Origin of the sequence: Paenirhodobacter ferrireducens (assembly GCF_004022265.1) — a bacterium.
Classification (GTDB): domain Bacteria; phylum Pseudomonadota; class Alphaproteobacteria; order Rhodobacterales; family Rhodobacteraceae; genus Rhodobacter; species Rhodobacter ferrireducens.
This window is the reverse complement of the sequence record NZ_SAVB01000016.1, coordinates 53496-73122: the sequence shown is the minus strand read 5'-3', so window position 1 is coordinate 73122 and position 19627 is coordinate 53496. Positions and strand designations below refer to the sequence as shown.

Annotated in this window: 17 protein-coding genes; 13 read left to right on the top strand and 4 right to left on the bottom strand. The window is 69.0% G+C overall.

Annotated features, from left to right (window positions below):
• Window positions 1–207: 207 nt before the first annotated feature.
• Complete coding sequence (locus EOW65_RS12455; RefSeq protein ID WP_128149887.1) at window positions 208–489, top strand: hypothetical protein; 282 nt, start codon at window positions 208–210, stop codon at window positions 487–489.
• 75 nt (window positions 490–564) lie between these two features.
• Here the strand turns inward: EOW65_RS12455 and EOW65_RS12450 are convergent, their stop codons facing one another.
• The gene (locus tag EOW65_RS12450; protein WP_128149886.1) at window positions 565–1362 is read right to left on the bottom strand and encodes a 23S rRNA (adenine(2030)-N(6))-methyltransferase RlmJ; all 798 of its coding nucleotides are present in this window, start codon (window positions 1360–1362) and stop codon (window positions 565–567) included.
• Between the two features lie 540 nt (window positions 1363–1902).
• The gene (locus EOW65_RS12445) at window positions 1903–2106 is read right to left on the bottom strand and encodes a DUF1127 domain-containing protein (protein ID WP_128149884.1); all 204 of its coding nucleotides are present in this window, start codon (window positions 2104–2106) and stop codon (window positions 1903–1905) included.
• 290 nt (window positions 2107–2396) lie between these two features.
• On the opposite strand from EOW65_RS12445, the gene EOW65_RS12440 reads away from it, so the two are divergent.
• The 9 genes from EOW65_RS12440 to murD all read left to right on the top strand — a co-directional run bounded on the left by EOW65_RS12440 (window position 2397) and on the right by murD (window position 13707).
• The gene (locus EOW65_RS12440; protein ID WP_128149882.1) at window positions 2397–3461 is read left to right on the top strand and encodes an Mrp/NBP35 family ATP-binding protein; all 1065 of its coding nucleotides are present in this window, start codon (window positions 2397–2399) and stop codon (window positions 3459–3461) included.
• Window positions 3462–4204: 743 nt separating this feature from the next.
• Window positions 4205–4693, top strand: a complete 489-nt coding sequence (mraZ, locus tag EOW65_RS12435) for a division/cell wall cluster transcriptional repressor MraZ (protein ID WP_240664671.1) — start codon at window positions 4205–4207, stop codon at window positions 4691–4693.
• Window positions 4694–4696: 3 nt separating this feature from the next.
• Window positions 4697–5713 (top strand): 16S rRNA (cytosine(1402)-N(4))-methyltransferase RsmH, encoded by a 1017-nt coding sequence (rsmH, locus tag EOW65_RS12430; RefSeq protein WP_128149878.1) that lies wholly within the window; start codon window positions 4697–4699, stop codon window positions 5711–5713.
• Window positions 5710–6093, top strand: a complete 384-nt coding sequence (gene ftsL, locus EOW65_RS12425) for a cell division protein FtsL (RefSeq protein WP_128149876.1) — start codon at window positions 5710–5712, stop codon at window positions 6091–6093. The genes rsmH and ftsL overlap by 4 nt, the downstream gene beginning before the upstream one ends.
• Entirely contained in the window at window positions 6090–7889 is a 1800-nt protein-coding gene (locus EOW65_RS12420) for a peptidoglycan D,D-transpeptidase FtsI family protein (RefSeq protein ID WP_128149874.1), read from the top strand. Before ftsL ends, EOW65_RS12420 begins: the two co-directional genes overlap by 4 nt.
• Window positions 7890–8014: 125 nt before the next feature.
• Window positions 8015–9502, top strand: coding sequence for a UDP-N-acetylmuramoyl-L-alanyl-D-glutamate--2,6-diaminopimelate ligase (locus tag EOW65_RS12415; RefSeq protein WP_128149871.1), 1488 nt, complete (start codon window positions 8015–8017; stop codon window positions 9500–9502).
• 1 nt (window position 9503) lies between these two features.
• Window positions 9504–10955 (top strand): UDP-N-acetylmuramoyl-tripeptide--D-alanyl-D-alanine ligase, encoded by a 1452-nt coding sequence (locus EOW65_RS12410; RefSeq protein WP_128149869.1) that lies wholly within the window; start codon window positions 9504–9506, stop codon window positions 10953–10955.
• Window positions 10955–12037 carry a phospho-N-acetylmuramoyl-pentapeptide-transferase gene (mraY, locus tag EOW65_RS12405; protein ID WP_113900080.1) on the top strand — a complete coding sequence of 361 codons (1083 nt, stop codon included), beginning with the start codon at window positions 10955–10957 and terminating at the stop codon, window positions 12035–12037. Before EOW65_RS12410 ends, mraY begins: the two co-directional genes overlap by 1 nt.
• Before the next feature lie 269 nt (window positions 12038–12306).
• Window positions 12307–13707: a UDP-N-acetylmuramoyl-L-alanine--D-glutamate ligase gene (gene murD / locus EOW65_RS12400; RefSeq protein WP_128149867.1), complete on the top strand. Its 1401-nt coding sequence runs from the start codon at window positions 12307–12309 to the stop codon at window positions 13705–13707.
• A gap of 4 nt (window positions 13708–13711) precedes the next feature.
• Here murD and chrA read toward each other — a convergent pair whose 3' ends face one another.
• A complete protein-coding gene (chrA, locus tag EOW65_RS12395) occupies window positions 13712–14809 on the bottom strand; it encodes a chromate efflux transporter (RefSeq protein WP_240664665.1) in 1098 nt (365 codons plus the stop codon).
• The gene (locus EOW65_RS12390; protein ID WP_128149863.1) at window positions 14806–15735 is read right to left on the bottom strand and encodes an L-lactate dehydrogenase; all 930 of its coding nucleotides are present in this window, start codon (window positions 15733–15735) and stop codon (window positions 14806–14808) included. The genes chrA and EOW65_RS12390 overlap by 4 nt, the downstream gene beginning before the upstream one ends.
• 191 nt (window positions 15736–15926) lie before the next feature.
• Between EOW65_RS12390 and ftsW the strand changes: the two genes are divergently transcribed.
• The 3 genes from ftsW to murC are packed head-to-tail and all read left to right on the top strand — an operon-like array spanning window position 15927 to window position 19626.
• Entirely contained in the window at window positions 15927–17090 is a 1164-nt protein-coding gene (ftsW, locus tag EOW65_RS12385) for a putative lipid II flippase FtsW (protein WP_128149861.1), read from the top strand.
• A gap of 11 nt (window positions 17091–17101) precedes the next feature.
• The gene (locus EOW65_RS12380; protein WP_128149859.1) at window positions 17102–18205 is read left to right on the top strand and encodes a UDP-N-acetylglucosamine--N-acetylmuramyl-(pentapeptide) pyrophosphoryl-undecaprenol N-acetylglucosamine transferase; all 1104 of its coding nucleotides are present in this window, start codon (window positions 17102–17104) and stop codon (window positions 18203–18205) included.
• A complete protein-coding gene (gene murC / locus EOW65_RS12375) occupies window positions 18202–19626 on the top strand; it encodes a UDP-N-acetylmuramate--L-alanine ligase (RefSeq protein ID WP_128149857.1) in 1425 nt (474 codons plus the stop codon). Before EOW65_RS12380 ends, murC begins: the two co-directional genes overlap by 4 nt.
• The last annotated feature ends 1 nt before the right edge of the window (window position 19627 follow it).

Genomic DNA, 19627 nt, shown 5'->3' with positions numbered 1-19627 from the left:
CGATCCGGTGCCCTGAGGACAATGACATGAAAACGCGGGGGAAATCACTTCCCCCGCGTTTTCGTTGCGCATGCCGCATCGGTGCCACAATTTCGCCCCGCTCGCGCTTGGCTTGACGTGTACGTGTTTTTCCTGTGATCGATAGGGACCGAGAACGCGGGGCCCCAAGGATCACAGGGGTTCAACGCGTCACAGCACGAGGCAGGTATGACCATGTTCGACTTGATTTCCCGCACGGCTGCGGCCGCGACCGTCACCTTGATCGCGATCGCGCCCGTCCATGCCGAAACCGCAACCATCGACATTCTCCCCACCCACAGCGTGGTGGTGAAGACCGCGGCTGGCCACGGCTCCGCCCGGTTCGACTGGCTGCGCCAGACCACGCCCGTCGTCGCCGAACGCGTGGCCTATGTCACGCCGCCCGGCAACGGCAGCTGGATCTGCTCGCCCTCGGGCTTCGGCTCGAAGTCGAAGTGCTATCGCCGCTGAGCGGCCGGCACCGGGCAGCCCCTGCCGCCCCTCCGAAGGACCCGGTGTGGCGGCCCATCCGTCGCGATCGGGGCCTCAGAGGCTGCGGAACAGCTTGGCCAGACGATTGGCCTCGTCGCCGAGCCCCCAGGGCGGGTTCAGCACGAACATGCCCGAGCCGATCATCCCGTGCCCCTCGCGGGCGGGCGGGAAGCGCACTTCGCTCAGCAATGCCTCCGGATGCGCGGCCATCAGGGCGCGCACCATCGCTGCCTGCGCCGGCGCCACCGCGACCGTGGGGGCAAGCACCGGATACCACAGCGCGATCACGCCGACGTTCCACTTGCGTGCCACCTGGCCCAGCACCTTCGGGATCGTCTCGTAATCGCTTTTCACTTCCCAGCTCGGGTCGATCAGCAAAAGCCCGCGCCGCGGCGTCGGCGGCGTGAGCGCATGCACCATCTCGAGCCCGTCCTTGTGGTGCAGCACGCCACCGAAAGGGGCCATCGCGGCGCGCAGGGCCTCGAACTCGCGCGGGTGCAGCTCGCATAGCTGGATCGAGTCGATCGGGCGCAGCAGGTTCGCCGCGATGAGGGGCGAGCCCGGATAGGCGCGCCCGCCATGCGCGGTGCGCACCGCGGCAAGTGCCCTTGCATAGGGATGGGCGGGTGGGAACCAGCCCAGCTTCTCCACTCGCCCGATCCCGGCCGCGGCCTCGCCGGTCTTCACTGCTTCGGCCGCATCGAGCGCATAGAGCCCGCGGCCCGAATGGGTCTCGAGATAGCTCAGCGGCTTTTCCTTGCGGGTCATGTAGTCGAGCATCACCGCAAGCAGGGCGTGCTTGTGCACGTCGGCCAAGTTTCCGGCGTGGTAGATGTGTTGATAGGACAGCATGGCTTCCTCCGTTCACCCCTCAATGCCGTCGCACGATGCGCTCCGCAAGGGCGGGCATGCAGGTTTGCGAAGATGGGGAGGGGCAGAAATGGAAACGGCGGCCCCAGGGAGGAGGAGGGGGCCGCCGTCCGAACCATGACCCCAGGGAGGAGGAGGGGGCCTTGGTATGGGTGGCACCGCTCGGGAGGAGGAGTGAGCGGCACCGTAGCCGTCGGCCCAGGGAGGAGGAGGGGCCTTCGGTATGTCGAACGGCGACCCCAGGGAGGAGGAGGGGGTCGCCGCCTGTCACGACGGGCCGGGAGGAGGATGGCCCTTCGCAAGTCTCGCGCCGAGAAGAAAGCGCGGTGCCCTCAGGGAGGAGGAGGAGGGCACCGCCTTCTTTACGAGACCCCAGGGAGGAGGAGGGGGCCATCGCATCGGCTTTCCGGCAGTGCCTTGCGGCTGGGGCCGGTATAGGGTGGCGGTGCCCTCAGGGAGGAGGAGGAGGACACCGCCGATTTCCGAGGCCCAGGGAGGAGGAGGGGCCTCAGGAAGGGAAACTCATTTGCCGTAGGCAGCCTCGAGGGCCACGCGGGTGATCATCGACCGATGGATCCCGAGGTCTTCGAGCTCGGCGCCCGAAAGCGACTTGAGCTCGCGCAGGGTCTGGCGGAACACCTTGCGCCGCGCCATCCCTTCCCGGAAGCTGGCAACCAGCTGCGCCAGGCCGAAGTCGGCGGTGCGGATGTCGGTAACCAGAGCCATCGTCTCAACCTTTGGTCTTCATCTCGTCGCGGTGGCCTCTCTGCCATCGCTGTTGACGCAAACATGGCGCCAATGCTGCAACTGCACAATAGCTCTGGGCTGCAATGCTGCCATGCAGAAAATGCATAATATGTGCTGACCTAATTTTCGGTCATTTCACCCGGCGTCACGGGACATTTTATATTCCTGGGGTGTGTATTTTGCCCCGATTTCGGCGGCAGGCCGGTTTTGCGCCCTTGAACTCCGCGGCCAAAACGCCACAGTTCCCGCAAAAATCGGCGGAGAAGATCATGGCTCTGAGCAAGGAAACGGTGCTTGAGGCGCTGAGGCGAGTCGCGCTTCCGGGCGGCGGCGACCCTGTCACGCAGGGATTCGTGCATGCGCTGGCGGTCGAGGCGGGCGTTGTGCGCTTCGTTCTCGAGGGGGCGCCGGGCCCGGCGCTCGAGGCGCTGCGGCCGGCGCTCGAGGCGGCGGTGCGGGCGCTGCCCGGGGTCGAGAGCGTCACCGTGGTGGTGCCCGCCGGGCCGCCACGCGGGCTTGGGGGCGGGCCGAAGATCGGCGGTCACCCGACTCCGCAGGCGGGGCCGCTGCCGGTTGCCGGCGTGCGCCACGTGATCGCGGTGGGCTCGGGCAAGGGCGGCGTCGGCAAGTCGACGGTCTCGGCCAATCTCGCCGTGGCGCTTGCCCGGGCCGGCAAGCGGGTCGGGCTGCTCGATGCCGACATCTACGGGCCGAGCCAGCCGCGGATGATGGGGGTGTCGAAGCGCCCCTCCTCGCCCGATGGCAAGACCATCGTGCCGTTGCAGGCGCATGGCGTCACCCTGATGTCGATCGGGCTGATGCTGAAGGAGGACGAGGCGGTGATCTGGCGCGGCCCGATGCTGATGGGCGCGCTGCAGCAGATGCTCGGTCAGGTGCAATGGGACGCCTATGGCCCGCTTGATGTGCTGATCATCGACCTGCCGCCCGGCACCGGCGACATCCAGCTGAGCCTGTGTCAGAAGACCGAGCTCGACGGGGCGATTGTCGTCTCGACGCCGCAGGACATCGCCATGCTCGACGCAAAGAAGGCAATCGACATGTTCCGCCGGCTGAACACCCCGGTGCTGGGGCTGATCGAGAACATGTCGACCTATGTCTGTCCGAATTGCGGCCACGAGGCGCATCTCTTCGGCCATGGCGGGGTCGAGACCGAGGCGGCGCGACTCGGGCTGCCGTTCCTCGGTGCGCTGCCGCTCGATCTCGAGGTGCGGCTTGCGGGCGACTCGGGCACGCCCGCGGCGGCGGGGGAGGGGGCGCCGGCTCGCGCCTATGCGGCGATCGCGCAAGCGCTGATCGCCTCGGGCGCGGTCTGAACCGGCACCGATCCGGGATTTCACGGGAAAGGGGCGTCCTTCGGGGCGCCCCTTTCGCATGGTGCGCCGGTGTCATGCCGCGGGTGGGGGCTGGGTGGCGCCGGGATTTCACGGGAGCGGCGCGATCGGAGCTTCCGTCCATGGGATTTTATGGCACCTTCCGGGCAGAGTTGCCGATTCACGCCGAATCACCGTGCCGTGATCGGGCGTGATCCATCGGGAATCAGTTCTTGCCTGTGGGATATTCGCCACGATTGCCGCGGATGGCGGGAATTCGTGGGAGTTTTTCGGGAAAGAGTCGAAGACACCAGATTTGGTGTCCGGTTTTTTTCTGAAAACGATTTGTGCCATCAGTCATCGTTAATTTTCCACAACCTCTTGAGTCTCGAGTGAGTTATCCACAATATATCCACAGCTAGTTTGAATTGGTTCCCGTCTTTTCCCTTGCCATCCCACCCCTGGCCATGGCATCCCTTGCTCATCGAGAAGACGGGAACGAGGCAACAAGACCTCACGGCGAAAAGAGCAGATTTCATACAGGCACCCGCTTCACGAGAAGAAGAGATCCGGCGCGCGAGCGAGCAGCATCCCCCAGGTGGCGCGCGCAGTCGGACAGCCCAGTGATGGGAACGAGGGCGGCGGATCGGACAGTGGCAGCAGTCCGATCCGCCGTTTTCCTTACCGGGACCCCGGTTCCGGAAGCCACCAGCGGGGAAGGGGACAGGAGACAGGCCTTGGCGGGCATGTTCATCGGCGAATACACCTTCAAGGTGGACAGCAAGGGTCGCGTGTCGATCCCCGCGCTGTTTCGTCGTGAGCTCGAAGAGGGTGACCCCGAAGCCAAGGCCACCGGCCGCCCCCGCATGGTCATCGTCTACGGCGCCGACACCCAGAAGATGTTGCAGGTCTATTCCTACGACGGCTTCCAGAAGCTTGCCGCCGAGATCAACGCCCGCCCCTACACCGACCCGCGCCGCGCGATCCTGCAGCGTCTCGTGCTGAACAAGGCCCACCCGACCGAGATCGACCCCGACGGCCGCCTTGTCCTGCCCGCGACGTTGCGCGGCCGGCTCACGCTCGAGGGCGAGGCCTATTTCGCCGGCATGGGCGAGACCTTCGAGATCTGGAAACCCGAGACCTTCGCTGTGGTCGATGCCGCGCGGATGGAGAAGCTTCTGGCCGAGATGGGCGAGGACTTCGATCCGCTCAGCCTGCTTGGCGGGGAGGGCTGAGGGATGAGCGGACCCGAAACCCAAGACGATGCCCCGCATGTTCCCGTCCTGCTGCGACCGCTCCTGAAGGCGGTCGCGCCTGTTTCGGGCGTCTGGCTGGACGGCACCTTCGGCGCGGGCGGCTACAGCCGCGGCCTGCTGGCGGCGGGCGCCGAGCGGGTGATCGGCGTCGATCGCGATCCGGCGGTGTTCGAGATGGCCGAGGCCTGGCGTGGCCCCTATGGCGACCGGCTGGTGCTGGTCGAGGGCACCTTCTCCGAACTCGACCGCTATGCCGCCGAGATCGCGCCCGGGGGGCTTGACGGCGTGGTGCTCGACCTCGGTGTGTCCTCGATGCAGCTCGATCAGGCCGAGCGCGGCTTTTCCTTCATGAAGGACGGCCCGCTCGACATGCGTATGTCGCAGTCCGGTCCTTCGGCCGCCGACATCGTCAACGAGGCCGACGAGGGCGTGCTGGCCGACATCCTCTATCATTACGGCGAGGAACGCGCCTCGCGCCGCATCGCCCGCGCGATTGTCGCGGCCCGCGCCACCGCCCCCTTCGCGACGACGCGCGCGCTTGTTGCGGTGATTGAGCGTTGCCTGCCGCGGCCGAAACCCGGGCAGAGCCATCCCGCCACGCGCGCCTTCCAGGCGCTACGCATCGCGGTGAACGATGAATTCGGCCAGCTCGCGGCGGGTCTCGAGGCCGCGGAGCGTGCGCTGAAACCCGGCGGCAAGCTTGCCGTTGTCACCTTCCATTCCCTCGAGGACCGGGTGGTCAAGCGCTTCTTCCAGGCGCGCTCCGGCCGCACGCCCGCAGGCTCGCGCTATGCGCCGGTGCAGGCGGTCGAGGTCGCGGCCTTCACCCCGGTGACGAAGAAGCCGATCGGCCCCGACGAGCAGGAGCTTGCCGAGAACCCGCGGTCGCGCTCGGCGCTCTTGCGTGTCGCGATCCGCACCGAGGCCCCGGCCGGCCGCGCCGACCGGGCCGCGCTCGGCCTTCCCGCCCTTCCCGCTGCCACAGGACGCCACAGATGAGGACGCTGCTCTATCTTGCCACCGCGCTTTGTGTCATGGGCCTCGCCTTCTGGGCCTATCACGTGAACTATGCCACGCAGGACCGGCAGGGAGAGCTGCGCGCGCTGAAGAACGAGATCGCCTCGCTGCAGGAGGGGCTGAGCGTGCTGCGCGCCGAATGGGCCTATCAGAACCGTCCCGACCGGCTGCGCGAACTCGTCAACATGAACTTCACCGAGCTGCAACTGCTGCCGCTCGCGCCCGAGCAGTTCGGCGCGGTCGGTCAGGTCGCCTATCCGACCCCGGATGCGCCCGCCGCCGGCGCGCTGTCGGCGCTGTCGGGGATGAAACCCATCGATGTCGTCAACGCGCCCGACGCCCTGCTGGAGGAAGGACAATGATCCGCACGCCGCTTCGCCCGCTGGCCCGCATCCTTGACGCCCGCGCCCGCGGCGAGAATCCCGACGCGATCGAGCGCGAGAACATCCGGCTGCGCGGCGAGGCGCTGCGCGAGCGTGCCCGCACCACCGCCGAGGGGCGGTTGCTGATGATGGGCGTGCTGTTCCTGGCGGCCTTCGTTACCGTCGGGCTGCGGATGGGCACGCTTGCCGCCTCCACCCCCGAGGAGCCGCAGCTGGGCGATTCCGCCCCCGCGATCCTCGCGCAGCGCGCCGATATCACCGACCGCGAGGGCCGGGTGCTGGCGACGAACCTCGTCACCCACGCGCTCTATGCGCAGCCGCCGATGCTGGTCGATCCGGTCGGCACCGCCGACAAGCTGGTCAAGATCTTCCCCGATCTCAATCACGACCGTCTGGTGAAGGACTTCACCGGCGCCCGCAAATTCGTCTGGATCAAGAAGAAGATCTCGCCCGAGCAGTTGCAGGCAGTGCATGACATCGGCGATCCGGGCCTGCTGTTCGGCCCGCGAGAGATGCGGCTTTACCCGAACGGCTCGGTCGCGGCGCATGTGCTGGGCGGGGCGCGCTTCGGCGCCGAGGGAGTGAACTCGGCAGAGATCGTCGGCGTCGCCGGCGTCGAGAAGGCCTTTGACGGCTGGCTGCGCGATCCGGCGAACAAGGGCGCGCCGCTGCAGCTTTCGATCGACCTGACGGTGCAGGCGGCGCTCGAGGAAGTGCTCGACGGCGGCATGAAGCTGATGGATGCCAAGGGCGCCTCGGCGGTGCTGATGGATGTACATACCGGCGAAATCGTGGCGATGGCCTCGCTGCCCGATTTCGACCCGAACGACCGGCCAGCGCCGCTGACCAAGGGCGATGCCTCGGACAGCCCGCTGTTCAACCGCGCGGTGCAGGGCGTCTACGAACTCGGCTCGACCTTCAAGATCTTCGCGGTGGCACAGGCGCTGGAGCTTGGCCTCGTCAACCCCACGACGATGATCCCGTCGCAGTCGCCGATGATCTTTGGCCGTTTCCGCATCCACGATTTCCACAATTACGGCCCGCAGCTCTCGGTCACCGACGTGATCGTCGAATCCTCGAACGTCGGCACTGCGCGGATCGTGCAGATGATCGGGCCGGAGCGGCAGAAGGACTTCCTCGGGAAGATGGGCTTCCTCGCCCCGACCTCGGTCGAGCTGAGCGAGGCGCCGACCGGCCGGCCGATCCTGCCGGCGAAATGGTCCGAGATCTCGTCGATGACGATCGGCTACGGCCATGGCCTCTCGGCCTCGCCGCTGCATCTGGCCGCCGCCTATTCGACGATCGCCAACGGCGGGCGCCGGGTCGAACCGACGCTTGTCCACGACCCGCGCCATCAGGAAGGCGAGCGGGTGCTGAGCGAGGCGACGGCGAAGCGCGCGCTGGCGATGATGCGCGCCGTGGTGACGCGCGGCACCGCCTCCTTCGGCGATGTGCGCGGCTATCAGGTCGCCGGCAAGACCGGCTCCGCCGACAAGGTCAAGCCGACCGGCGGCTATTACAAGGACAAGGTGATGGCGACCTTCGCCGGCACCTTCCCGGTGACCGATCCGAAATACGTCCTGATCCTCAGCCTCGACGAGGCCTCGACCTTCGTCGCCGGTGAGAACCGCCGCACCGCCGGCTGGACCGCGGTGCCGGTCGCCGCCGAGGTGATCCGCCGCGTCGCGCCGCTGCTGGGGCTGCGCCCCGAGGGTAACACCCCCGACGTGCTCGACGGTATCCAGCTGGTCGTGGCGAAGGCCGGCAGCCACTGACCTTGGGGCCGCACGGGCGCGCCGCCGCCCGCGTCTGCCCTTTTCCGCTTGGCCGGGAAAGGGCGCGTTGACGCTTCGCGGCACTCTCCGGTAAATGGGCAGGCAATTTTGAAGGGGCACAGGATATGGGCGAAGCAGTCACGAAAGCCCTGAGCGATCTCGGCCTGACCGCCCGGCACGGCGAGGATGTCGCCGTCACCGGCCTGTCCGTCGACAGCCGCCAGGTCAGGCCCGGCCATCTCTTCGCGGCGCTGCCCGGAGTGAAGGCGCATGGCGCGACCTTCCTGCCCGCGGCGCTCGAACGCGGCGCGGTGGCGGTGCTGACCGACCGCGCCGGCGAAGAGATCGCGCGGCCGCTGCTTGCAGGCTCCTCGGTCGCGCTGGTGGTGGTCGAGGATCCGCGGCAAAGCCTGGCCTATGCTGCCGCGCTGTGGTTCGGCGCGCAGCCCGCGACGGTGGTCGCAGTGACCGGCACCAACGGCAAGACCTCGGTCGCCACCTTCACCCGGCAGATCTGGCAGGCGCTCGGGCTCGAGGCGGCGAATATCGGCACCACCGGCGTCGAGGGCAGCTTCACCGCGCCCTCCGCCCATACCACGCCCGAGCCGATCACCCTGCACCGGCTGCTGGCCGAGATGGCCGAGGCCGGCGTCACCCATGCGGCGATGGAGGCGTCCTCCCACGGGCTCGCGCAGCGCCGCCTCGACGGGGTGCAGCTGTCCGCCGCGGCCTTCACCAATTTCACCCAGGATCACCTCGATTATCACGCCACCTTCGAGGAGTATTTCGCCGCGAAGGCGGGGCTGTTCACCCGGGTGCTGCCCGAGGATGGCGTCGCGGTGCTGAACACCGACGACCCGAAGGGGCTGGAGCTTTTCGATTTTGCCGTGGCGCGCGGGCAGCGGGTGATCCGCGTCGGCCACGATTCCAGCTGCGAGATGCGCCTTGGCGGGCAACGTTTCGACGCCGCGGGGCAGGACGTGCGCTTCATCTGGGAAGACGCGCCGCAGCTCGTCCGTCTACCGCTGATCGGCGGGTTTCAGGCGATGAACGCGCTCACCGCCGCCGCGCTGGTCATCGCCTGCGGGGCGGAGCCGGCCGAGGTCTTCGCCGCGCTGCCGAAGCTCACCACCGTGCGCGGGCGGATGCAGCTTGCCGCGACGCGGGCGAACGGCGCCACCGTCTTCGTCGATTACGCCCATACCCCCGACGCGGTCGAGACCGCGCTGAAGGCGCTGCGCCCGCATGTGCTGGGCCGGCTGGTGGCGATCGTCGGGGCGGGCGGCGACCGTGACCGCACGAAGCGGCCGCTGATGGGCCGCGCGGCCACCGCCTTTGCCGATCATGTCATCGTCACCGACGACAACCCCCGCACCGAGGACCCGGCCGCGATCCGCGCCGCGGTGATGGAGGGGGCGGGGCCCGAGGCGCAGGAGGTCGGAGACCGCGCCGAGGCGATCTTGCGCGGGGTCGATGCGCTTGGCCCGGGCGACGCGCTTCTCATCATGGGCAAGGGGCACGAGCGGGGCCAGGTGATCGGCACCGATATCTTCCCCTTCGACGATGCCGAGCAGGCCTCGATCGCGGTCGCGGCGCTCGATGGAAAGATCTGACATGGCTGTTCTGTGGACCTCTGCCGATGCCGCCGCCGCGACGGACGGGCGCGCGACGCGCCCCTTCGCCGTCACCGGCCTCTCGATCGACACCCGCACGATCCGCCCGGGCGAGCTGTTCGTCGCGCTGAAGGACGTGCGCGACGGCCATGACTTCGTGCGCGACGCGCTCGCCCGCGGCGCCGCCGCGGCGCTGGTCAGCCGTATCCCGGACGGCTGCAGCGACAGCGATCCGCTGCTTCTGGTCGAGGATGTGCTCACCGCTCTCGAGGCGCTCGGCCGCGCCGGGCGTGCCCGCACCCGGGCGCGGGTGATTGCGGTCACGGGATCCGTCGGCAAGACCTCGTCGAAGGAGATGCTGCGCGCCGTGCTGAGCGCGCAGGGCCGCGTCCATGCCGCCGAGGCGAGCTTCAACAACCACTGGGGCGTGCCGATCACCTTGGCCCGGATGCCGGCCGAGGCCGATTTCGCGGTGATCGAGATCGGCATGAACCACCCGGGCGAGATCGCGCCGCTCGCGCACATGGCGCGCCCGCATGCGGCGATGATCACCACTGTCGCCCCGGCCCATCTCGAGGCCTTCGAGTCGGTCGAGGGCATCGCCCATGAAAAGGCCGCGATTTTCGAGGGGCTGGAGCCGGGCGGCACCGCGGTGGTGCCGACGGGGCTGCCGGTGACGCCGATCCTGCTGGCGGCCGCAAAGGCCCATGCCGCGCAGATCGTCACCTTCGGCCCCGCCGCGGGGTCGGACTATCGCCTGCTCGATGCCCGCATCGCGGGCGACGCGACGATCGTGCAGGCCGAGGCGAAGGGCCATCCGCTGCTCTTCAAGGTGATGACCCCGGGCGCGCATTTCGCCGCGAATGCACTTGGCGTGCTGGCGCTGGCCGAGGCCGTGGGGGCAGACCCCGCCGTTGCCGCGCTCGATCTCGGCACCTGGAGCCCGCCCACCGGGCGCGGTACCCGCGAGCGGGTCTATCTCGACATCACCGACGAGGCGCAGAGCTTCGATCTGTTCGATGATGCCTTCAACGCCAACCCCGCCTCGATGGCGGCGGCGCTCGATGTGCTGGCGGCGACCGCGCCGCGCGACGGCATTGGCCGGGTGGCGCACGGGCGCCGGGTGGCGATCCTCGGTGACATGCTGGAGCTTGGCCCGGACGAGCTGAAGCTCCATGCCGCCATCGCCCGGCTGCCGGCGATGGCCGCGGTCGACATCGTGCATTGCGCGGGCGTGCGGATGCGCGCGCTGTGGCAGGCGCTGCCGCAGGCGAAGCGCGGCGAATGGCTCGAGACCGCGGCGGCCTTGGCCGACCGCGCGCCGCATCTCGTCGACGCGGGCGACGTGGTGCTGGTGAAGGGCTCGAAGGGATCGAAGGTCAGCCTCGTCGTCGGGGCGCTGAAGAAACTCGGCCAGCCCGGCGCGGCCGAGGCGTTCAAGGGAAAAGAATAATGCTGTATTGGCTTGCCCACCTGTCGAGCGGGGGCGATCTGTTCAACCTGTTTCGCTACATCACTTTCCGCGCGGGCGGTGCCTTCTTCACCGCGCTGATCTTCGGCTTTCTCTTCGGCCGGCCGCTGATCGACATGCTGCGCCGCAAGCAGGGCAAGGGCCAGCCGATCCGTACCGACGGGCCGGCGACGCATTTCGCCAAGGCTGGCACGCCCACCATGGGGGGGCTGCTGATCCTGTCGGCGCTGCTCGTCTCGACGCTGCTCTGGGCACGGCTCGACAACGGCTATATCTGGATCACCCTCGGCGTGACCTATGGCTATGCGCTGATCGGCTTCGCCGATGATTACGCCAAGGTGACGAAGCAGAACGTCAAGGGCGTCAGCTCGCGCACCCGGATGATCCTCGGGCTGCTGCTCGCGGCCGTTGCCGGTGCCGCTGCCGCCTGGATGCACCCGCCCGAGCTGACCAATCAGCTCGCCCTGCCGGTGTTCAAGGATGCGCTGATCAACCTCGGCCTGTTCTTCGTGCCGTTCTCGATGCTGGTCATCGTCGGCGCGGCGAATGCGGTGAACCTGACCGACGGGCTCGACGGGCTCGCGATCATGCCGGTGATGATCGCCGCGGGCACGCTCGGTGCCATTGCCTATGTCGTCGGCCGCGCCGACTTCACCCAGTATCTCGGCGTGCATTTCGTGCCCGGCACCGGCGAGATCCTGGTCTTCACCGCGGCGCTGATCGGCGGCGGTCTGGGCTTCCTGTGGTACAACGCCCCGCCGGCTGCGGTGTTCATGGGCGACACCGGTTCGCTTGCCCTTGGCGGCGCGCTTGGCGCCATCGCGGTCTGCACCAAGCACGAGCTGGTGCTCGCCATCGTCGGCGGCCTCTTTGTGGTCGAGGCGATGTCGGTGATTATCCAGGTCGCGTATTTCAAGCGTACCGGCAAGCGGGTGTTCCTGATGGCGCCGATCCACCACCATTTCGAGAAGAAGGGCTGGGGCGAGGCGCAGATCGTCATCCGCTTCTGGATCATCTCTCTCATTCTCGCGCTGATCGGGCTTGCCACGCTGAAGATCCGCTGAGCCCCGCGCCATCGCGACCCGCTTCCCGCCTGCCGTGCAAAACGGCAGGCGGTGCCGTTTTCGCCTGCCGCGCTCCCCCGCCCACGGAGGGGCTGCGGCGCGGGGGCAGGGGGCGCTGCCCCCCTCTTTGCCCGGTGGGCAAATTCACCCCCCGAGGTATTTTTGCCAAGATGAATGCAGGGGAAGGGCCTTTCCCTTTCGCCTTGCTTCAAATACCTCACGGGGGTGCGGGGGTGTGAAACCCCCGCGTCCGACGCGAGGAAAAGCAGATGATTCCGGTTCAGGGATACGAGGGGCACAAGGTCGCGGTTCTGGGGCTCGGGCGCTCCGGTCTGGCCACGGCGGCGGCGCTGAAGGCGGGGGGCGCGGTGCCGGTGCTGTGGGACGACAGCCCCGAGGCGCGGGCGAAGGCCGAGGAGGCGGGCTGGGCCTGCACCGATCTGGGCCGCGAGGGCGCTTTCGAGGGGATCTCGGCACTGATCACCTCGCCGGGCATTCCGCATCTCTATCCGAAGATGAACCCGGTGATCGCGACGGCCATGGCCGAGGGGATTCCGGTCGACAACGACATCGGGCTGTTCTTCCGGTCCTGGGCGACGGCCGACTGGGACAGCTTCGACGTGACGCCGCGCACGGTCTGCGTGACCGGCTCGAACGGCAAGTCGACGACCACGGCACTGATCCACCACATCCTGGCCCATGCCGGCCGGCCGACGCAGATGGCGGGCAACATCGGGCGCGGCGTGCTCGACATCGAGCCGGCGATCGACGGCGAGGTGGTGGTGCTCGAGCTCTCGAGCTATCAGACCGATCTCGCCCGCGCGCTGACCCCCGACATCGCGGTCTTCACCAATCTCTCGCCCGACCACCTCGACCGCCACGCCGGCTATGGCGGCTATTTCGCGGCGAAGCGGCGGTTGTTTGCCGAGGGCGGGCCGGATCGCGCGGTGATCGGGGTGGACGAGCCCGAGGGGGTCTATCTGGCGAACCAGATGGCCAGCTCGCGCGAGGATGACCGGGTGATCCGGGTGTCCTCGGTGCAAAAGCTCGGCGCCTTCGGCTGGTCGGTCTTTGCCCGCAAGGGGTTCCTGAGCGAATGGCGCAAGGGCCGGCAGGTCGCCTCGATCGACCTGCGCGAGGTCATGGGCCTTCCCGGCGCGCACAACCATCAGAACGCCTGTGCGGCCTATGCCGCCTGCCGGTCGCTCGGTCTGGCGCCGTGGGTGATCGAGGCGGCCTTCCACAGTTTCGCCGGCCTGCCGCACCGCTCGCAGACGGTCGCGGAAAAGCGCGGTGTGCGCTATGTGAACGACAGCAAGGCCACCAATGTCGACAGCGCGGCAAAGGCGCTCGAGGCCTTCCCGAACATCCGCTGGATTGCGGGGGGGCTGGGCAAGGAGGGCGGCGTCGCTTCGCTGCGCCCGCTGCTGGGGGCGGTGAAGAAGGCCTATTTCATCGGTCATTCGGCGCGGGATTTCGCGCTGGAGCTTGCCCCGCTCGAGCACGAGATCTGCGAGACGATGGAGGCGGCGGTGGCGCGCGCGGCGGCCGAGGCGGAGCCGGGCGACACCGTGTTGCTGGCGCCCGCCGCGGCGAGCTTCGACCAGTACAAGAGCTTCGAGAAGCGGGGCGAGCATTTCGCCGCGCTGGTTGCGGCGCTGCCGGACTGACCCGCTAGAGAAGCGCCGCGCCCAGCCCCGCCCCCAGCCCGACAAGGGCCACGGGCGGCAGCCGGGTGCTGAAGGCGAGCACCAGCAGCAGCGCGGCAATCCCTGCCGCGCGGCCGTCGTGCAGCCCGGCGGGCAGGATCTGGGTGAGGAAGGCCGCGGCGAGCACGCCCACCACCGCGGCATTCACCGCCGCCACCGCCCCCCGCGCGCGCCCGTTCGCGCCGATCCATGACCAGAGCGGCAGGGCGAGCGCGTAAAGTGCGAAGCCCGGGGCGAAGATCGCGGCGGTCGCGATCAGCGCGCTGCCGATCCCGCCCGTCGCCGCGCCGAGATAGCTTGCGAAGGTGAAGAGCGGGCCGGGCATCGCTTGCGCAAGGCCATAGCCGGCGAGGAAGGTCTCGGCGCCGACGCCGGGCAGCGCCTCGCGCAGGAGTGGCAGCACCACATGGCCGCCGCCGAAGACCAGCGCGCCGGCGCCGAGATAGGGGCGGGCGAAGGGCAGGGCGGCAAGCAGCAGGCAGGCCAGCGCCAGCGCCGGACCGAGGGCGCGGCCGCGCTCTGCCATCTGTGCCGGAGCGGCGGCGGGCAGCGGCCGGGTGGCGCCGAACGCGGCGGCCAGCGCGATCACCCCGATCTGCAGGGCTGCGGCGGGTAGCATGAGCAGCGCGGCGCAGGCGGCGAGCGCCAGCAGTCGGCGCGCGGTGTCGGGGCAAAGGCTGCGTGCCATGCCCCACAGCGCCTGCGCCACCACCGCGAGGGCGACGAGCTTGAGCCCGGCGATCGCGCCCGCCGCGGCCCCGCCCGGCAGCACCTGCGCCGACAGCCCGGCGAGCGTCATCAGCAGCGCCGAGGGCAGGGTGAAGCCGAGGAACGCCGCCAGCGCGCCGGCCACCCCGCCGCGGTGCAGCCCGATCGCGAAGCCGAGCTGCGACGAGGCCGGCCCCGGCAGGAATTGCGCAATCGCCAGCCGCTCGGCGAATTCGGCCTCGCTCAGCCAGCCGCGGCGCAGCACGAATTCGGTGCGGAAATAGCCGATATGGGCGGTGGGGCCGCCGAAACTGGTCAGGCCAAGGCGCAGGAAGGCGCCGAAGATCTGGTTCACCACAGCCCCTGCGTGCTTTCCTTCAGCACCTCGGCCGAGGCGCGCAGCGCCGCGGTCTCGGTCTCGCTCATCTCGGGCATCAGCGTCGCGCTGACGCCCTTGCGGCCGACGACGCGGGGCAGGCTCAGCGCGATGTCGGGCACGCCCTCGATCTCGGGCGCCACGACCGAGACCGAGAGCACCGCGCCCTGATCGTCGCGGATCGCCTGCACGATGCGTGCAAGTCCGGCGCCGATGCCGTACCAGGTGGCGCCCTTGCCCTCGATGATGCGGTAGGCGGCGCGGCGGACGCCCGCGTCGATGGTGGCCCGCACCTCCTCGGTGATCGGCGCGCCGATCTGGGCGCCGAAGCGGGCGACGGGCTCGGTGCCGGCCCGCGCCGAGGACCAGGCCAGCACCTCGCTGTCGCCATGCTCGCCCAGAACATAGGCATGCACCGATTGCGGCGCGATGCCGAGATGCGCGCCAAGGAGGCTGCGGAAGCGCGCGGTGTCGAGGATGGTGCCCGAGCCGATCACCCGTTCGGGCGGCAGGCCCGAGGCGCGCAGCGCGACCTGGGTCATGATGTCGACCGGGTTCGAGGCGACAAGCAGCATCGCCCCCGGGGCGGCCGCGCGCACGCCGCCGATGACGCTCGCGAAGACATCGGCGTTGCGGCTGAGCAGGCTGAGCCGGCTCTCGCCCGGCTTCTGCGCGACGCCCGCGGCAAGGATCACCACCTCGGCGCCCTCGAGCGCGTCATACTCGCCCGCGCTCAGCCGGCAGGGATGGGCGAAGGGCACGGCGTGGCTGATGTCCTCGGCCTGGGCCTGTGCCAGCGCTGCGTTGCGGTCGACGAAGACCACCTCGCTTGCCCCGCCCCGCAGGGCGAGCGCCGATCCGGCGGCCGAGCCCACCATTCCTGCGCCCACGATCCCGACTTTCATTGCCGCCTCCGTCCGTCGATGTTGGCGCTATCATGGCACAGTGCGGCGGCACGGCAAAGGCGGCGCGGCAGTGTGCCGCCATCCTTGCGCGTTCGGGCCACGTTCCCCTAGGCAGCCGCGTGGCAATGCGCTAGACTCCTCGCCAGACCCGGAAAAACGGGCATGTTCGAGGCAGTGACGGCGGTAGGCCCATGACAGAGATGGTGTTCGGCACCGTGCCCGTTCGGGCAGGTGAACCTGTTCTTCCGCGCTGGTGGCGCACGATCGACAAATGGGCGCTCTCGGCGATCCTGATGCTGTTCGGCGTCGGCATGCTGCTCGGTCTCGCGGCCTCGGTGCCGCTCGCGGAAAAGAACGGGCTCGAACCCTTCTACTACGTCAAGCGACAGGCGTTCTTCGGCTCGCTCGGCATCATCGCCATGCTGCTCATTTCGATGCTGAGCCCGACCCAGGTCCGCCGCATCGGGGTGATCGGCTTCTTCTTCGCCTTCCTCGCGATCCTGGCGCTGCCGGTGATCGGCACTGATTTCGGCAAGGGCGCCGTGCGCTGGATCTCCTTCGGTTTCGCCTCGGTGCAGCCCTCCGAGTTCCTCAAGCCCGGCTTCGTCATCATCGCCGCCTGGTTCATGGCCGCGGCGCATGAGGTCGCGGGCCCGCCCGGCCGGCTCTATTCCTTCCTGCTCACCGTGTTCATCGTGGTGCTGCTGGCGCTGCAGCCCGACTTCGGTCAGGCCTCGCTTGTGCTCTTCAGCTGGATGGTGATGTATTTCATCGCTGGCGCGCCGATCTTCCTGCTGACCGGCATCGCCGGTCTGACCGCGGCGGGCGGGCTTTTCGCCTATAACATGTCCGAACACTTTGCCCGTCGTATCAATGGCTTCCTGAGCACCGAGATCGACCCGCGCACGCAGATCGGCTATGCCACGAACGCGATCCAGGAGGGCGGCTTCTTCGGCGTCGGCGTCGGCGAGGGCACGGTGAAATGGTCGCTGCCCGACGCACACACCGACTTCATCATCGCCGTCGCGGCCGAGGAATACGGCCTCATTCTGGTGATGATCATCATCGCGCTTTACGCCATCGTCGTCGTGCGCTCGCTGCTGCGGCTGATGCGCGAGCGTGACCCCTTCACCCGGCTGGCGGGCTCGGGGCTTGCCTGCGCCTTCGGTGTGCAGGCGCTGATCAACATGGGCGTGGCGGTGCGTCTGCTGCCGGCGAAGGGGATGACGCTGCCCTTCGTCAGCTATGGCGGCTCGTCGGTCATCGCCTCGGGCATCGCGCTTGGCTTCCTCCTGGCGCTGACCCGCACCCGGCCGCAGGGCGAGCTCTCCGACATCCTCGCCCGCCGCAAGTGAAGGAGGCCGCGATGGCCGCTCCGAAAGCCCCGCTTCTGCTGATCGCCGCGGGCGGCACCGGCGGGCACATGTTCCCCGCGCAGGCGCTGGCCGAGGCGATGGTGCGCCGCGGCTGGCGGGTCAAGCTGTCGACCGATGCGCGCGGCGCGCGCTATGCCGGCGGCTTCCCGCATGTCGTCCATGTCGAGGAAGTGGCCTCGGCCACCTTCGCGCGCGGTGGGGCGCTGGCGAAGCTCGCCGTGCCGTTCCGCATCCTTGGCGGCATCTTCACCGCGATCCGGCACGATCTGGCTGACCGCCCGGCCGCGGTGGTGGGTTTTGGCGGCTATCCGACGATCCCCGCGCTCAGCGCCGCGTGGCTCTTGCGCGTGCCGCGCGCGATCCACGAGCAGAACGGCGTGATGGGGCGGGTGAACCGGATCTTTGCCGGCCATGTCGACGCCTTCGCCTGCGGCACCTGGCCCACCGATCTGCCGCCCGGCGTGGCGGGGGTGCACACCGGCAACCCGGTGCGTGCCGCGATCATCGAATGCGCCGCCGCCCCCTACACCCCGCCGGGCGAGGGGGCGCTTTCGATGCTGGTGATCGGCGGCTCGCAGGGCGCGCGGGTGCTCTCCGACGTCGTGCCCGTGGCGCTGGCCGCGCTGCCCGCGCCGCTGCGCGCCCGGCTGCGCGTTGCCCATCAGGCCCGCCCCGAGGATATGGAGCGCGTCACGGCGGCCTATGCCGCGGCCGGCATCGCCGCCGAGGTCGAACCCTTCTTCAAGGACGTGCCGCGCCGGCTGGCCGAGTGCCAGCTTGTGATCTCGCGCTCGGGCGCCTCGTCGGTCGCCGACATCTCGGTGATCGGGCGCCCCGCGATCCTGATCCCCTATGCCGCCGCCACCGGCGATCACCAGACGGCGAATGCCCGCGGCCTGACCGAGGCCGGTGCCGCGATCCTCGTGCCCGAGGCACAGGCCACGGCCGAGAGCATCTCGGTCCAGGTCGCGCTGGTTCTGGACAATCCCGAGGGTGCGGTGCAGATGGCGCAGGCCGCGCTCGGATACGGCATCCCCGATGCCACCGGGCGGCTGGTCGAAATCGTCGAGAAACTTGCAGGACAACCGAAATGAGCGCTGCCGCCACGAAACTTCCCGGGGAACTGGGCCCGATCCACTTCATCGGCATCGGCGGCATCGGCATGTCGGGCATTGCCGAAGTGCTGATCACGCTCGGCTACAAGGTGCAGGGCTCGGATGCCAAGGCCTCGAAGATCACCGACCGGCTGGTCGAGCTGGGCGCGACCTTCCACGAGGGGCAGCGCGCCGGGAACATCACCGACGACGTCGCGGTGGTGGTGATCTCTTCGGCGATCAAGAAGGGCAACCCCGAACTCGAGGAGGCGCGCCGGCGCAAGCTGCCGGTGGTGCGCCGCGCCGAGATGCTGGCCGAGCTGATGCGACTGAAGTCGAACATCGCGATCGCCGGCACCCATGGCAAGACCACGACGACGACGATGGTGGCGACGCTGCTCGACAAGGGCGGCTTCGATCCGACCGTGATCAACGGCGGCATCATCCACGCCTATGGCTCGAACGCGCGGGCGGGCGAGGGCGAGTGGATGGTGGTCGAGGCCGATGAATCCGACGGCTCGTTCAACCGGTTGCCGGCGACCATCGCGATCGTCACCAACATCGACCCCGAGCACATGGAGCACTGGGGCACGATCGAGAACCTGCGCCAGGGCTTCTACGATTTCGTCACCAACATCCCGTTTTACGGCATGGCGGTGTGCTGCACCGACCACCCCGAGGTCCAGGCCCTTGTCGGCCGCGTCACCGACCGCCGCGTCACGACCTTCGGCTTCAACGCCCAGGCCGATGTGCGCGCGGTCAACCTCAGCTTCTCGGAAGGCCGGGCGCATTTCGACGTTCTGCTGCAAAACGAGGGCCCCGAGGCGAAGATCGAGGGCTGTTCGCTGCCGATGCCGGGCAACCACAACGTCTCGAACAGCCTTGCGGCGATCGCCGTGGCGCGCCACCTTGGCATGAAGAAGGACGAGATCCGCGCCGCACTCGCGCAGTTCGGCGGCGTCAACCGGCGCTTCACCAAGGTGGGCGAGGTGCTGGGCGGCGTCACCATCATCGACGATTACGGCCACCACCCGGTCGAGATCGCGGCGGTGCTGAAGGCGGCGCGGCAATATGTGTCGGGCACGCCGGGCGCACGGGTGATCGCGGCGCATCAGCCGCACCGCTACTCGCGCCTGCACAACCTCTTCGACGATTTCTGCACCTGCTTCAACGAGGCCGACGTGGTGGCGATCGCCGATGTCTATGCCGCGGGCGAGGACCCGATCCCGGGCGCCACGCGCGACGACCTCGTCGCCGGGCTGATCCGTCACGGCCACCGCCACGCCCGCGCCCTCTTCCACGAGGAAGACCTCGCGCGGCTGGTGAAGGAGCAGGCGCGGCCGGGCGACATCGTGGTCTGCCTCGGCGCCGGCACGATCTCGGCCTGGGCGAACAACCTGCCCAACATCCTCGGCGCCTGAG

What these genes read in the sequence shown, in the direction of transcription:
- EOW65_RS12420 (WP_128149874.1), top strand. Translation starts at nt 6,090, where the DNA reads ATGATCCGCACGCCGCTTCGCCCGCTGGCCCGCATCCTTGACGCCCGC.
- EOW65_RS12410 (WP_128149869.1), top strand. Translation starts at nt 9,504, where the DNA reads ATGGCTGTTCTGTGGACCTCTGCCGATGCCGCCGCCGCGACGGACGGG.
- ftsW (WP_128149861.1), top strand. Translation starts at nt 15,927, where the DNA reads ATGACAGAGATGGTGTTCGGCACCGTGCCCGTTCGGGCAGGTGAACCT.
- EOW65_RS12415 (WP_128149871.1), top strand. Translation starts at nt 8,015, where the DNA reads ATGGGCGAAGCAGTCACGAAAGCCCTGAGCGATCTCGGCCTGACCGCC.
- EOW65_RS12440 (WP_128149882.1), top strand. Translation starts at nt 2,397, where the DNA reads ATGGCTCTGAGCAAGGAAACGGTGCTTGAGGCGCTGAGGCGAGTCGCG.
- EOW65_RS12455 (WP_128149887.1), top strand. Translation starts at nt 208, where the DNA reads ATGACCATGTTCGACTTGATTTCCCGCACGGCTGCGGCCGCGACCGTC.
- EOW65_RS12445 (WP_128149884.1), bottom strand. Translation starts at nt 2,106, where the DNA reads ATGGCTCTGGTTACCGACATCCGCACCGCCGACTTCGGCCTGGCGCAG.
- EOW65_RS12390 (WP_128149863.1), bottom strand. Translation starts at nt 15,735, where the DNA reads ATGAAAGTCGGGATCGTGGGCGCAGGAATGGTGGGCTCGGCCGCCGGA.
- ftsL (WP_128149876.1), top strand. Translation starts at nt 5,710, where the DNA reads ATGAGGACGCTGCTCTATCTTGCCACCGCGCTTTGTGTCATGGGCCTC.
- mraZ (WP_240664671.1), top strand. Translation starts at nt 4,205, where the DNA reads ATGTTCATCGGCGAATACACCTTCAAGGTGGACAGCAAGGGTCGCGTG.
- rsmH (WP_128149878.1), top strand. Translation starts at nt 4,697, where the DNA reads ATGAGCGGACCCGAAACCCAAGACGATGCCCCGCATGTTCCCGTCCTG.
- EOW65_RS12380 (WP_128149859.1), top strand. Translation starts at nt 17,102, where the DNA reads ATGGCCGCTCCGAAAGCCCCGCTTCTGCTGATCGCCGCGGGCGGCACC.
- EOW65_RS12450 (WP_128149886.1), bottom strand. Translation starts at nt 1,362, where the DNA reads ATGCTGTCCTATCAACACATCTACCACGCCGGAAACTTGGCCGACGTG.
- mraY (WP_113900080.1), top strand. Translation starts at nt 10,955, where the DNA reads ATGCTGTATTGGCTTGCCCACCTGTCGAGCGGGGGCGATCTGTTCAAC.
- murC (WP_128149857.1), top strand. Translation starts at nt 18,202, where the DNA reads ATGAGCGCTGCCGCCACGAAACTTCCCGGGGAACTGGGCCCGATCCAC.
- murD (WP_128149867.1), top strand. Translation starts at nt 12,307, where the DNA reads ATGATTCCGGTTCAGGGATACGAGGGGCACAAGGTCGCGGTTCTGGGG.